Here is an 11776-nt window from a genome sequence, read left to right on the forward strand (position 1 = left end):
ATAAGCATATCTCCTAGTCAATCTCTCAAGCTCAGCCTTGCTGAGCTTAGTTGGATCAACCCTTACCCCTCCTTTAGCACCTCCATAGGGTATGTCCACAACAGCTGTCTTCCAAGTCATCAACATCGCTAGGGCTTTTACCTCATCCATATCTGTGTTCGGGTGATACTTTATCCCTCCTTTGCATGGACCTCTTGCATCGTTGTGGTGCACTCTCCATCCCATAAAGACTTTTATCGAGCCATCATCCATTTTTACAGGAAGCCCCACTTCTAGGACTCTTTTTGGATGAGCTAAGATCTGATGATAGCCCGGATCCAAGTTTATGGCCTTTGCAGCCTTATCCAACTGCTTTAGGGCATTTAACCAAGGATTTAATTTCTCCGCCATAATAACCCCTCCTCTTGAGGCCAAGAAATTAATACCTCTATAGCTTAAAAGTTTTTCCTTAGATGGACTTACCAAATTTATTTTTTTACTAAATTTATTTTACATCGTTCCTATAACAAGGCAAATCTATAACAGATACTGTAAAATACAAGTTCTTCTTTCCGAATGACTATGCTACCTGAGTACCTGTTGGTGCTGTTAGCAACATCTGCATCTTATCTAGCTTATAGAAGATGGAATATAAGGAACTTAGTTCCCTATCCAGTTGTTGGAGCAATATACTCCTTTGAGAGACCTGCATTTGGCATTTTGTTTTTGCTATCATTTCTTATCTCTCTTCTAGTAGGTGAGTTGATTTTCAGGAGATTTCTGGTGTATGGTATGAGAGTTTTCCACATACAACTTATCCTATCAGCCACAATAATGCTCCCATACTCTATAACAGCATCCGATTCTCTTTCCATCCTGCTGGGCACTCTCTCTGGACAGATGGCATATGATGCCCATTCAAGCAGGGATCAAGCAAGAACTGCCCTTCTTTTCGTGATTACTTTTCTTTTATCATACACCCTATATTCTCTCATGAGGTTGTTTCTATGAGGATCTCGGTATCAGGGACAAGAGGAAAAACGACCACTGTTAACATGCTGCATGACATGCTAAGATCGAGGGGATTGAGTGTTATATCGAAAACCACAGGAGAGAGGGCGGTAGTGAGGGATAATACCGAGAGGGAGATAGCGGAGAGACCGAGATCTGTTTTGTATGAGAACCTTGATATTATTAAATCTAATTATGATATAATAATAGTAGAGAACCAAGCAATAACTCCCTATACGATGAGAGCATTCAATTTGATGGTAAAGCCCGATATCGTCATAATAACAAATGTGAGACTGGATCACACCGAATTCTTGGGTGAAAAAAGAGAGGAGATAGCCAGATCCTTCTGCTCATCCTTTGTCAAATCGATAAAAACTGTGATAAGTGGAGAGAAAAGGCAGGAAATAGGAGAAATACTGAAAAAGGGGGCTGAAAAAATTGGAGCAAGTTATGTAAAGGCTGAGGATTACGAAATTCCTGGCTCGGAAACTGTTGGAATAGCAGAAGCAGTCCTAATGCATGTTTTTGGTGAGAGAATGGATTATGATGAGAAGAGGGATATGCTTAAGAGATTGGATGAGATGTTCAGTGCTAGAAAAAGCAGGAGTCTTTTTTGGTACAATGGAGCTAAGATAAACGATCCTGATAGCGCTGAGATAGTCCTGAACTATCTCAGAAAAAAGTACAACATGGAGATAGCGATATCTGCCAACTTAAGAGGAGATAGAAGGGACAGAACTGCTGTTTTCTCCGTTTTTCTCAGGGATTTCTCCAAGCTGGATTGGGTGAGAAGGATATTCGTGAGCGGTCCTGCCTCGAGCTCTGTTGCCAGATTTATAGGAGATAAGGCCATTAAGGTCAAGGAGGATCCCTCATCCGCTGATGAGATAATCGATTTTGTGGCAAGGGAGGGATTGCTTCTTGTCCTTCTTGTTAACAGAAGGACGAAAATGGCAGACATCCTCATAGAAGAGCTCTCAAAAGGCTAGGAACCAAGCTTGGAAATCTGAATACAACCCATTTTATGAAATCCCTGAATGAAATCTTTCCGGCAGAGGCCCAAGTAAATCTCTCAGCTATCTCCTCTTTATCGACCATGAGGAGGAAGAACCTCCTCATCTTGGGGAGAACTATGGATGCTACCCTTCTTCTGAGGGATAAATCCTCTATAATTGGTTTCATCAAATCCTCGTAACTCTTTCCCTCAGTCAATGCTCTAGCAGCCTCAACCGCGCTTTTCATCCCATAGTATATTCCCTCTCCTGTCATAGGATCAGCCAGACCCGCTATATCCCCAATTAGGTACACTCTCTCAGCCTCCAATCTCCTGTTTCCCACTATCGGTATCATCCCAGCTGAGATTCCATCAGAGCCAAACATCTCCTGAAATCTTCTTCTTATCTCAGCTGGATTTGACATTCCCCCGACTCCAACACTGGCTTTTCCATTTCTAGGGAAGACCCATCCATATCCCATCTCCACGGCATCCATCCTGAACTCTATATCCTTGAAATCTCCCTTTCTCTCAGCCTCTAGCGCGAATATTACCTCTCCTTTTGGCCAGAAATTTCTAATACCGAGCTTTCTTGATATAAGAGGAACAGCTCCCTCAGCTATTACAAGCCTCTCTGCCTCGAGTTTGGATCCTGCTAGAAGCTCGAAAATTCCATCTTTTCTCCTCACTTCAGTGACAGGACTTCCATCTAGAAAGTTAACTCCGGAGGAGACAGCAATATCGACTAGACTTTTATCGAATAAGCTCCTGCTTGTAGTGGATATCACCCATGGATCCATCTCAACCTCTATCTCCTTGCCATATCCCATTACCTTCACTCTCTCGAAAACTCTCTCTATCGGAAGCTCGCTCATCTCTATTCCTATGGATTTAAGCAGTCCCTCAACTTTGTAAGTTAGACCACCTGCACAAGTCTTCTTTCTAGGAAATTTCTTTCTCTCCAGAAGCACTGTTTTATATCCTTTCTCAGCCAATATATAGGCTGCTATTGAGCCTGATGGTCCCGCTCCTATCACTGCAACCTGATAGGACATTCCATACAGCTTCCAAGAAGTTATTAAAAACTTTTAGGTCGGATGATCAGGCGTAAAGTATTTATGTTGATAATAGCAAAAAACCCTATGCAGTGGCGGATAGAGATAGTTGATGTGAGCCCTCCTGAGGGAACCAATATAATAGTTGGACAGACGCACTTCATAAAGACCGTTGAGGATCTTTACGAGACTTTGGTTGAGTCATGCCCATCGATAAAGTTCGGGATAGCATTCAATGAGTCCTCAGGTCCTAGGTTGATAAGGCACGCTGGAAACGATCCAGACCTTGAAAAAGAAGCTGTAGAAAGGGCTAAAAGAATAGGTGCTGGTCATGTATTTGTGGTGATAATAAAGGATGCATGGCCCATAAACGTCCTCAACAGGATAAAGGGGTTAAGTGAAGTTGCCTGTGTTTATGCTGCAACTGCCAATAAGCTGAAAATAGCCGTGATAGATGTGGGTGATGGAAGGGGTGTTCTTGGAGTCATAGATGGGGAGACTCCGCTTGGAGTGGAGGATGAAAACAACAAAAGAGAAAGAATGGACTTTCTCAGGAAAATAGGATATAAAAGCAGATATCCATAGATCAAACGGGCTTCATATAACCCCATTTTTCAAGCGCTCTTCTGAGCTCCTGATGCTTTTTAGCATACTCTTCCAAATCCACGCCCTCAAGCACTGCCTCCATTGCCTGCCTAAGGGCTTTAGCTCCTGCTTTTGGTCCATCTGGATGGCCTAAAACTCCTCCTCCTGCTTGTATTATCACATCCCCTCCGAATATCCTCATTATCTCAGGTATCAAGCCCGGATGAAGGCCTCCAGAGCTAACTGGCATAACTGGCTTTATATCAAGCCAGTCCTTTCTCAGAAGCTTCATATCCCAGTTCTCCTCAACTTTCTCATCCCTTATTATCCTTATGAGGGACATAACCTCCTCTAGTGGGGATTCGAGCTTTCCCACCACAGTGCCTATGTGGATATTATCAACTCCAATCAACCTTGCGCTTTCAGCAACTACTTTCATCGATACCCCATGCTCCCTTATTCTGTCAAATGCTGCATGAAAGGCCCTATGAGCATGTAATGCAAGCCCATTCTCCTCAGCCAGATCCCTGATTGACTGAAGAGCAGACCAGCCAGCTGTCAGTATGTCCACCATCACGAACTCATTTCCATAATCAGCAACGAGCCTCAACCTTCTCTTCATCTCCTCATATGGAGCTGTTATGTTCACCAGATAGGACTTCTTCTCTCCGGTCTCCTTTTCAGCCTTCCTTCTCATCTCCATCATCAGCCTTATCCTCCTCTCGAATCTGTTAAAGCTCTGTGAGGTGAGGTTCTCATCATCTTTGAGCAGATCAACCCCACCGCACCAGATCTCATATGCAGCTTCCGCCTGCTCCTCTGATGTCATCCCAACCTTTGGCTTCGGAACTGTAGCCAGTATCGGCCTTTTCTCGACTTTCATAATATTTTTTACCCCGTTCAGGCCGAATTTTGGCCCTTTAAATGATCTTACAATATCTTTAGGCCAGAATACATCCTCAAGCCTCAGCCTTGAAACAGCTTTCATGCCAAATATATTTCCAGCTATAGAGCTCCATATTTGAGGCATATTTCCTAGCTCAAATAGCTCAACTGGATAGGATACTAAGAACCACTTTCCATCTATTTTAAAGACCTTAGCGCTCAGCTTCCTTATCCTCTCGCTCATAGTGGGAAGATCTGTCCAAGTTCCATTCGAGCTCTCAGAAGCAACTCTTGCAGCTGCCTCTTCAACACTTATTCCCTCAGCTGGCTCCACATAAAAGAGAGCTACTAGCTCATCCTCCTCTGGGATATGAGAGAGATCAACAAATCCGGAATAGGCCATACGAGCCCAAGCTCATGGTATTTATAAGCTTGACTTTTAATCTAAAGGATTTTTTGGTTTTACTGTTTTTAGAGAATAAGCTCTAAGGAGATTTCTTTAATAAGTTTGAATATCCATAAAAAGCATATGCTACCCTAGAAACCTTAAATATCCTTCTTCTAGTTAAGATTTATTATGAGGATCGGAAGATATATAGTCATAGATGATGAGATATGCCATGGAAAGCCCACCTTCAGAGGCACCAGAATTCTGGTTAGCGATGTGATAGAACTTATAGCGGCAGGAGTTTCTCCTGAGGAGATAATAAGAGATTATTACCCTAGCTTGAGCAAGGAAATGATAAAAGAGGCCCTAGAGTGGGCCGCCAAGTATTAAAGACTTTTAGCCTCAAGGAAATTTATCGCTATTTTTAAGACAGTTTTTAGGAAAATATTCTTCCAGCGGTAATTGTTTAATATTTTTTTAAAAAAAATAAAGGTTTATATTTAGACTTATCCCTTAATACTGGGGGATTGCGTGGGAGCAAAGGCTGTGCTTGCCTTGGGCATCCTGCTCCTTGCAAGCGGAGTTATCCTTCCACAACAAGGAGTCCAGTATATCCAGCAAAATACAAGGAATTGTGCTAAATCATTAATCCCTCCTACTGTTTTTGCTTGTGCCAATGCTCATGTAGGTGCTTGGAGAGATCTCAGAACTGGCTACGTATGTGATTTTGATCATAATGGATATCCAGAGTGTTACTGGCCACCCTGTGACGGAAGAATAACTCGCCAAGGGGATAGATGCGGTTATTCTGGCTGGTATGGTTATACTGAATATTGTGTGGCTTATAACCTCAATTCTCCTGACTGGGGTGTTGTATGCACAAAGGCTGAGATAAGGGGATAGGATGCCCTTGTTAAGGAGGGAAATTCCCCTTCTCTTACTATTTTTTCTTCTGATACCCAATGTTAAGGTTTTAGGTGAGGAGAGTGTCCTTCCAGTTGGATATGGAGGGGTGATAGAGTTTGGAGGGGAGAACTCCACCTGCACCTTGGTTTTCGATGATAACGGTTATACGGAACAATCTACCTTTGTAGAGGGAGAGGGCTTCATCCCCGGACATGTAAGGGTTTTATATGAATGGATCATAGTGAACAGAAGCAAGGGTGTGGCGAGGGTTCATGTGAATTTATTCCTCGAGACAAACTTCTTGATCTATAAGGACAGGAAGGCAATAGAAATGGCTAAAGTAGGGGATCTATCCTTTATAAGGAGAGTAAACTACTCTAATGCAAGAGTGTTAGTGGAAGGAGTGAACTGCAGCGATTGTGGCGTCACCTTGCTTGGAAACCTAACCCTGAACAGATCATTTGACCTTCTTCTTAATGTAGATAGCGGAATTGTATACGATGATGGAAAAGAGCTGGGGAGATGGGTGCCATGGATAAACGTTGCTAGATACCCATTGAGCGAAAGCAAGGAGGAGTTTCTCATGAGATGGCTGGGGAACACAACGGTGATGTGGAGGATGTTCCCATCCAATGATAGGTTCAGAACCGATCTGGCGAGCCTAGATAGAGAATATATAGCTATTACTGGTAATATTGATGAAATAAGTAATGAGCTTAAGAAAAAGTACTTTCCATTTCCTCTTCTGTTCTATTTTCCGCCCATCTCATATGTGTACTCCCCAGATGGTATGCTTGTGGGGAGCAGGGTGGGAGGATATGTTGATCCAGTTTTATATAATAAATTCGGAATTGTATATATTATGTGTATGGATAATAATGAATCCATGAGAGGTGACTCCGTGGGATTTGAGCTGATAAGAGCATATGGACAGCAGAACACCGGAGGCAGAGGAGGAATTCTGCTCAGTAATCTGTACTTTTTGGTTGCCATGGCAATGATTATAGCGGCTGTTCTTGTTCTAATGATACAGAGGAAGGTGTTCAGATGATCTCGGTCAGAGAGCTAAGAAAGAGCTATGGAAAAGTGAAGGCTCTTGATGGAGTTTCCTTTGAGTTCTCAGGGGGAGTAGCTGGGTTGATAGGGCCGAATGGTGCTGGGAAGACGACCATCATAAGAATATTAACGGGCTTAGCTAGGCAGGATTCAGGCGAGGCATATTTGCTAGGAAAGAGTGTATGGAGCGACAGAGGGGTTCTTAAAAAGGTGGGAGTCCTCCATGAAAAGCCAAAACCTCCAACATGGGTATCAGGGAAGAGGTTTCTTGAGCATGTGTGCAAAGTTAAGGGGGTGGAGGACATCGAGAACCAGATAAGGAGAGTGTCTGAGATCCTAGATCTAGACTACTTGGACAGGTCGATATCGGGCTACTCAGCAGGCATGACCCAGAGAATATCGATAGCCGCATGCCTTGTTGGTGACCCAGAGCTTGTCATAATGGACGAACCCACAGCAAATCTTGATCCCATAGGAAGATTTAGGCTACTAAGAGCGATAGCAAAGCTGAAAGGGGATGGAATTTCCTTCTTCATATCCAGCCACATACTCCCTGAGCTAGAGAAAATCTGTGAACATATTATATTTTTGAATGAAGGAAAAATTCTGATGAAGGGATCTATGGAGGAGATGAGAAAAATGGGCCCATTTACTCTATCTTTCAGCGGAAAAGAGGCCCCAGAGCTCATTGAATTCCTAAAAAAGAGCTTTACTGTCGAGGTAGAGGGGGATACTGTTGTTGTCAGATCAACGAGCATTGATAGCTTGGTTAATAGAATCTCTGATTATGTAAAAAATGGGGGCAGAATTCCGAGGGATCTTGAGCTGAGACCTCCCACTCTGGAGGAGCTCTTCCTGATGGTGAGAGGTGATGATAGATGAGAAAGGAGTTCTTGGAGGAGATCGTGTGGGAGCTGAGTTCTGTATCGAGATATCCGGTATTAGAGATTTTAGTTGGATTTTTCTCCTTCACTGCAATGCTCAGCTTCATGGGGAACATGTATACAGTGGAAAGTCAGTGTCTAAGGGCTTTAGAGGGAAAATACTGGCTTCATGTGGAGCTAGCTTGGAGCATTATAGTGCCACAACCAATCATAATATTTCTGATTTCAGCTGTCCTCGCAGCAACTCTTTTCACGAGGGCCCTAGAGGCGGGGTATCTCAGGGATGAGTTCTCCCTTCCGGTCACAAGAACATCTATTTTTATGGCAAAGTTTCTCGCTGCATTTCTCCTGTTATTTCTTTCGATTATCACAGCAGTAGTTGTTTGCCTCTTGTTTCTCGATCCGGCAGGTTGGGCTATCACAGTTCTCTCTCCCTCTATGGCGAAAGTTATAATATTTATATTAACTGAAATAGCACTACCGCTCAGCATATCGACCTTGCTCTCTGTTCTAGGGAAGAACTCCTTCCTCTCGACTATCTCTTCATTTCTCTTCTTGATGGGTCTCTACTTCATAGCACGGGCGACATTTCTCTCTTGGATAATCATGCCATATACTTTCGAGGTGATAACTTCTCCTTCCAATGAGACAATAAAGCTGATCGCTGTTAAGTGGGGCATATCTCTGCTACTTGTAGGAGTTTCATGCTATTACTTTGAGAGAAGGGTGGAAGCATGAATCTCAGAAGAGTGGGCTCCTTTTTAATTTCCCTTGGTATCTCTATTTCCGTCGGACTTCTCTTTAATCCTGTTATAACCCAGACAACGGCTGCATCTCGAGTATCCCTTTCTGAAGGAGAGGTTTTATACAGCAAGATATACCTATTAGGAACAGGGCATATAGTTAGGATACTTGCTCCAGATGGATTCAATGGATCATTTATTTTAATGAGCCCAGACGGAAGGACGGAGATCAACAGAAGCCTAGGAGGACCTCTCATGATCGAAGTGCACCCAAGCGGGAGAGGCTGGCATATTCTATCTATAAGAAGCTTTTATGATCAGAGTACAGACATTGCCTACGAGGTGACCAGAATGGGGGATCCAGACTGGTCTGCTATCCTCGAAGCTTTGATTATATCCTGTGCAGGACTGCTTATCTTCCTTAAGTATAGAGAGTGAGCACTAGTATTCTAAGTATACTTCACTTTCATGATTTTTATTAAATTAACTGGAATCTATTTTTATCTTGTTGCTCTTTTTCCAAAGGGGATCGAGATGGTGAGGTTATACGGTAGAGATTTAATAACAACCCAAGATTGGTCTGTGGATGAGTTACATGAAGCCCTAAGAATAGCTAAAGAGCTGAAGAAGCTGAGCAGGATGGGAAAACCTTGGCCAGATATACTCAGGAAGAAGACTTTCTTCATGGTCTTTTATGCATCATCAACGAGGACAAGAGCTGCTTTTGAATCGGCAATGACCTATCTTGGGGGCCATGCTGCCTATATAGATGTGAGCACCACCAGACTGAAGGCCGGAGAAGCTACAAAGGATGTTGCAAAGATGTACGAGGCATATGGAGATGGGATAGGTGTCAGAATACTCGATGAGATTATAGACTTCAAGTATGGAGAGGGAAACAAGGTAGTGAGAGAGTATGCAAAGGCATCGAAGAAGCCGGTGATAAACATGGCTGATGACATGTTTCATCCAACTCAGGGAATAGGGGACATAATGACAGTACAGGAGAGGCTTGGTGAGCTGAAGGGAAAGAAGTTCACCGTGATGTGGGCTTATTCCAGTAGGCTGAGAGGTCCATGCAGCATACAGGAGGAGATATTGATAGCCACGGGCCATAGTGACGCATGTTCTTCCAGTGTTCAGGGGGGAGGAAGCTACAGATGATGTCATGGATGGACCAAACTCTGCTATATACGAACAGGCTGAGAACAACCTCTACTCAAAAGCAGCAGTGCTTGCATTGACGATGGCTGAGAATCCTGGAATCTGATCAGTATCCCATCTCATCTGCTATGAGAACAACTAGACTCTCAGCTTTCCTCGGAGGACCATGAAGTATTAAGGTGAAGTTCAGTATGCTCTTTGGATCCACTCCAAGCCTGATTGCATTTATCTCAACGGCTTTCCACCAAGCCCTCTGAAGGGCTGAGTTTAGATCCCTCTCTATCTTGTTTGCGCTAAGCAGAAATATTATCTTCTTTGGCCCGAGAGTGGAGCCCACTATCCTATTTCCAGTGGCATCCAACACAACTATCTCCCCCGTTAAGGATGCTGCATTAGCACTTGATATGAACACATCTGCTCTTGTCTCCATAATCCTCATCTCATCTGCTGTATCAGGGCTTGTCCAGTGCTCAAATACCCTTGCTCTTTGCTTCAGAGCATCTATTAAGCCTAATTGTCTCGCTGTCACACTTCCAGGTATTCCTACAGATGCCCCTTCAGGTATCTCCATAAGAATAGCTTCTTTTGCATCCTCCAGTCTCTCAAATACCCTTGTCCTCCAGCCCCTGCTCTTTAAAGCCTGTTCCATTGAATTGCAGAGCTCGAGATAAAACTTCTTCTTCGCTAACTCGTAATCCATCCCATATCCTGATAGAAACAGCTAATAAACCTTAAGGTATTATCTCAGTTGTGTTATTGTACTTGGGGTAGATCAGATCCTCCTTTCTCACAATCCCACTCGATACAAGATCCATTATCCTGTTGAAGTTTTTCCTCACAAGATCTATCGTATACTTTGTGATTCTGCACACAGAGTTAAATCCCTCATCACCCCACATCCTCTCCAAGTGAGCGTAGAGGCATCTTCCACCACAGTACCTGAAGTACTCGCATTTTATGCACGGATCTCCTATTTCAGGAGGCTTTCTCGTAATCCCTGATTTAATATCCCCTAAGCAAGCCCATTCTACATCAACAGCTATAGGACAGGCCAGTATTCTTCCATCTGTGGATATGACAAGGGCATCCTTGCCCGCTCCACATGGCGGGGCTTGAAGCCCACCTTCTAGTATACCTTTAAATATTCCGAGAAATGGCACTATTCCTAGCACTCTTCCTTCCCTCATGTTGGCTATCCATAAATCCATGAGCTTTTTCAAGCCCTTCATGTAACTGTGGGACCACTTTTCGAAATTCCTCCACCTATCGCTCCAGATCACATCCAGTTGCCAGTGAACATGATCGAATATCCCGAGCGAGAGGAGATGAGTTACATTGCTGCAGATATCTGTCTCCTCTGATGCTGTCATCCTTGCTATTAAATCTCCTGAGAACCCGGATTTCCTTATGAATTTAGCTGCTTCAATAACAGCTCTATACACTCCCTTTCCTCTGTAAAAATCTGTTGTTTCCTCTCTTCCATCTATCGACAGCAGAACTGTGTCCATCCTCCTCCAGTAACTGGGATCAAGCTTTCTCACTAGAATTCCGTTTGTTTGGATTATGTACCTGGCCTCTATTCTGTCCATCACCCTCTTTATGAGGGCTGAGTTTAGAAGGGGCTCACCTCCATAGAAGGCTATTGTTGAGTTTGGCTCTATAAACTCCTCCAGATCTTCCAATGAAAACTGCTCTCTCCAAGGAACGACAGCTTCAGGAAAGCTCCCACCACAATAAGAGCACTTCAGGTTACATTTTCCCGTTGTCATCAGAAAGTAAAGCATTCTGACACCTTAGGTCAATCCGAGTGCTTTTTTGAGCTTATCGGGCTTCCTCTCCTTAAATGCATTTATGAATTCTGTTTCATTTATATTTATACCCATTTTATTCAACTGTATGCAGAGAAGCTTCAGATATACCACGGCATTTTCACTTCCCGCTGTCAGCATAAGAGCATCTAGAAATCTTCTTGGATTTTTCTCCACAACAAGGAAGGGATCCTCTCCTAGATTTTTCCTGAGATGGAATTTAAGCACATCATGTATGCTCGGGCCGAGAGCTTCGGATGCTTTTCTGAGAAGATCCCCGACATTCACACCCAGCAATCAAAAGGAAATTTTTAA

General features: G+C 43.4%; 17 protein-coding genes. 11 read left to right on the forward strand and 6 right to left on the reverse strand.

The window, feature by feature from the left end; all coding sequences use genetic code 11:
• The coding region (locus tag D6D85_RS10870) for a Glu/Leu/Phe/Val family dehydrogenase (protein ID WP_272914441.1) at nt 1-390 on the reverse strand (390 nt) is incomplete at its 3' end.
• A 165-nt stretch (nt 391-555) separates the two neighbouring features.
• Here D6D85_RS10870 and D6D85_RS10875 point away from each other — a divergent pair.
• Together D6D85_RS10875 and D6D85_RS10880 are read left to right on the forward strand one after the other, a co-directional pair.
• Complete coding sequence (locus D6D85_RS10875) at nt 556-990, forward strand: hypothetical protein (RefSeq protein ID WP_125672060.1); 435 nt, start codon at nt 556-558, stop codon at nt 988-990.
• Nucleotides 987-1982: a Mur ligase family protein gene (locus D6D85_RS10880; protein WP_125672061.1), complete on the forward strand. Its 996-nt coding sequence runs from the start codon at nt 987-989 to the stop codon at nt 1980-1982. The genes D6D85_RS10875 and D6D85_RS10880 overlap by 4 nt, the downstream gene beginning before the upstream one ends.
• On the opposite strand, the gene D6D85_RS10885 is transcribed toward D6D85_RS10880, so the two are convergent.
• The gene (locus tag D6D85_RS10885; protein WP_125672062.1) at nt 1957-3042 is read right to left on the reverse strand and encodes an NAD(P)/FAD-dependent oxidoreductase; all 1086 of its coding nucleotides are present in this window, start codon (nt 3040-3042) and stop codon (nt 1957-1959) included. The two genes, D6D85_RS10880 and D6D85_RS10885, sit on opposite strands and share 26 nt — an antisense overlap.
• Nucleotides 3043-3129: 87 nt before the next feature.
• On the opposite strand from D6D85_RS10885, the gene D6D85_RS10890 reads away from it, so the two are divergent.
• On the forward strand, nt 3130-3627 hold the full coding sequence (locus tag D6D85_RS10890; RefSeq protein ID WP_125672063.1) for an adenosine-specific kinase: 498 nt from the start codon (nt 3130-3132) through the stop codon (nt 3625-3627).
• A gap of 1 nt (nt 3628) precedes the next feature.
• On the opposite strand, the gene rbcL is transcribed toward D6D85_RS10890, so the two are convergent.
• Nucleotides 3629-4915 carry a type III ribulose-bisphosphate carboxylase gene (gene rbcL / locus D6D85_RS10895; RefSeq protein ID WP_125672064.1) on the reverse strand — a complete coding sequence of 429 codons (1287 nt, stop codon included), beginning with the start codon at nt 4913-4915 and terminating at the stop codon, nt 3629-3631.
• Between the two features lie 174 nt (nt 4916-5089).
• On the opposite strand from rbcL, the gene D6D85_RS10900 reads away from it, so the two are divergent.
• The 8 genes from D6D85_RS10900 to D6D85_RS16870 all read left to right on the forward strand — a co-directional run bounded on the left by D6D85_RS10900 (nt 5090) and on the right by D6D85_RS16870 (nt 9759).
• On the forward strand, nt 5090-5290 hold the full coding sequence (locus D6D85_RS10900) for a DUF433 domain-containing protein (RefSeq protein WP_125672065.1): 201 nt from the start codon (nt 5090-5092) through the stop codon (nt 5288-5290).
• A gap of 141 nt (nt 5291-5431) precedes the next feature.
• The gene (locus D6D85_RS10905) at nt 5432-5803 is read left to right on the forward strand and encodes a hypothetical protein (RefSeq protein WP_125672066.1); all 372 of its coding nucleotides are present in this window, start codon (nt 5432-5434) and stop codon (nt 5801-5803) included.
• A gap of 1 nt (nt 5804) precedes the next feature.
• On the forward strand, nt 5805-6857 hold the full coding sequence (locus D6D85_RS10910; RefSeq protein ID WP_125672067.1) for a hypothetical protein: 1053 nt from the start codon (nt 5805-5807) through the stop codon (nt 6855-6857).
• Nucleotides 6854-7744, forward strand: coding sequence for an ABC transporter ATP-binding protein (locus D6D85_RS10915; RefSeq protein ID WP_125672068.1), 891 nt, complete (start codon nt 6854-6856; stop codon nt 7742-7744). Before D6D85_RS10910 ends, D6D85_RS10915 begins: the two co-directional genes overlap by 4 nt.
• Nucleotides 7741-8484 (forward strand): hypothetical protein, encoded by a 744-nt coding sequence (locus D6D85_RS10920; RefSeq protein ID WP_125672069.1) that lies wholly within the window; start codon nt 7741-7743, stop codon nt 8482-8484. Before D6D85_RS10915 ends, D6D85_RS10920 begins: the two co-directional genes overlap by 4 nt.
• Nucleotides 8481-8927: a hypothetical protein gene (locus D6D85_RS10925; RefSeq protein WP_125672070.1), complete on the forward strand. Its 447-nt coding sequence runs from the start codon at nt 8481-8483 to the stop codon at nt 8925-8927. The genes D6D85_RS10920 and D6D85_RS10925 overlap by 4 nt, the downstream gene beginning before the upstream one ends.
• 96 nt (nt 8928-9023) lie before the next feature.
• The gene (locus tag D6D85_RS10930; RefSeq protein WP_237558832.1) at nt 9024-9653 is read left to right on the forward strand and encodes an ornithine carbamoyltransferase; all 630 of its coding nucleotides are present in this window, start codon (nt 9024-9026) and stop codon (nt 9651-9653) included.
• A 4-nt stretch (nt 9654-9657) separates the two neighbouring features.
• Complete coding sequence (locus tag D6D85_RS16870) at nt 9658-9759, forward strand: hypothetical protein (RefSeq protein ID WP_237558833.1); 102 nt, start codon at nt 9658-9660, stop codon at nt 9757-9759.
• Here the strand turns inward: D6D85_RS16870 and D6D85_RS10935 are convergent, their stop codons facing one another.
• From D6D85_RS10935 to D6D85_RS10945, 3 genes are read right to left on the reverse strand one after another with little or no spacing between them, the layout of a single operon-like run.
• On the reverse strand, nt 9760-10353 hold the full coding sequence (locus D6D85_RS10935; RefSeq protein ID WP_125672071.1) for an LUD domain-containing protein: 594 nt from the start codon (nt 10351-10353) through the stop codon (nt 9760-9762).
• 31 nt (nt 10354-10384) lie between these two features.
• Nucleotides 10385-11437: a TIGR04084 family radical SAM/SPASM domain-containing protein gene (locus tag D6D85_RS10940; RefSeq protein ID WP_125672072.1), complete on the reverse strand. Its 1053-nt coding sequence runs from the start codon at nt 11435-11437 to the stop codon at nt 10385-10387.
• A gap of 9 nt (nt 11438-11446) precedes the next feature.
• Nucleotides 11447-11758 (reverse strand): hypothetical protein, encoded by a 312-nt coding sequence (locus D6D85_RS10945; protein ID WP_125672073.1) that lies wholly within the window; start codon nt 11756-11758, stop codon nt 11447-11449.
• Between the last annotated feature and the right edge of the window lie 18 nt (nt 11759-11776).

Origin of the sequence: Candidatus Methanodesulfokora washburnensis, assembly GCF_003947435.1 — an archaeon.
In the GTDB taxonomy this organism is placed as follows: domain Archaea; phylum Korarchaeota; class Korarchaeia; order Korarchaeales; family Korarchaeaceae; genus Methanodesulfokora; species Methanodesulfokora washburnensis.

Bases quoted from the DNA above. Each gene is read 5' to 3' on its own strand.
- D6D85_RS10875 (WP_125672060.1), top strand. From the start codon at position 556: ATGACTATGCTACCTGAGTACCTGTTGGTGCTGTTAGCAACATCTGCA.
- D6D85_RS10910 (WP_125672067.1), top strand. From the start codon at position 5,805: ATGCCCTTGTTAAGGAGGGAAATTCCCCTTCTCTTACTATTTTTTCTT.
- D6D85_RS10890 (WP_125672063.1), top strand. From the start codon at position 3,130: ATGCAGTGGCGGATAGAGATAGTTGATGTGAGCCCTCCTGAGGGAACC.
- D6D85_RS10885 (WP_125672062.1), bottom strand. From the start codon at position 3,042: ATGTCCTATCAGGTTGCAGTGATAGGAGCGGGACCATCAGGCTCAATA.
- D6D85_RS10900 (WP_125672065.1), top strand. From the start codon at position 5,090: ATGAGGATCGGAAGATATATAGTCATAGATGATGAGATATGCCATGGA.
- D6D85_RS10880 (WP_125672061.1), top strand. From the start codon at position 987: ATGAGGATCTCGGTATCAGGGACAAGAGGAAAAACGACCACTGTTAAC.
- rbcL (WP_125672064.1), bottom strand. From the start codon at position 4,915: ATGGCCTATTCCGGATTTGTTGATCTCTCTCATATCCCAGAGGAGGAT.
- D6D85_RS10930 (WP_237558832.1), top strand. From the start codon at position 9,024: ATGGTGAGGTTATACGGTAGAGATTTAATAACAACCCAAGATTGGTCT.
- D6D85_RS10940 (WP_125672072.1), bottom strand. From the start codon at position 11,437: ATGCTTTACTTTCTGATGACAACGGGAAAATGTAACCTGAAGTGCTCT.
- D6D85_RS10920 (WP_125672069.1), top strand. From the start codon at position 7,741: ATGAGAAAGGAGTTCTTGGAGGAGATCGTGTGGGAGCTGAGTTCTGTA.
- D6D85_RS10915 (WP_125672068.1), top strand. From the start codon at position 6,854: ATGATCTCGGTCAGAGAGCTAAGAAAGAGCTATGGAAAAGTGAAGGCT.
- D6D85_RS10935 (WP_125672071.1), bottom strand. From the start codon at position 10,353: ATGGATTACGAGTTAGCGAAGAAGAAGTTTTATCTCGAGCTCTGCAAT.
- D6D85_RS16870 (WP_237558833.1), top strand. From the start codon at position 9,658: ATGGATGGACCAAACTCTGCTATATACGAACAGGCTGAGAACAACCTC.
- D6D85_RS10925 (WP_125672070.1), top strand. From the start codon at position 8,481: ATGAATCTCAGAAGAGTGGGCTCCTTTTTAATTTCCCTTGGTATCTCT.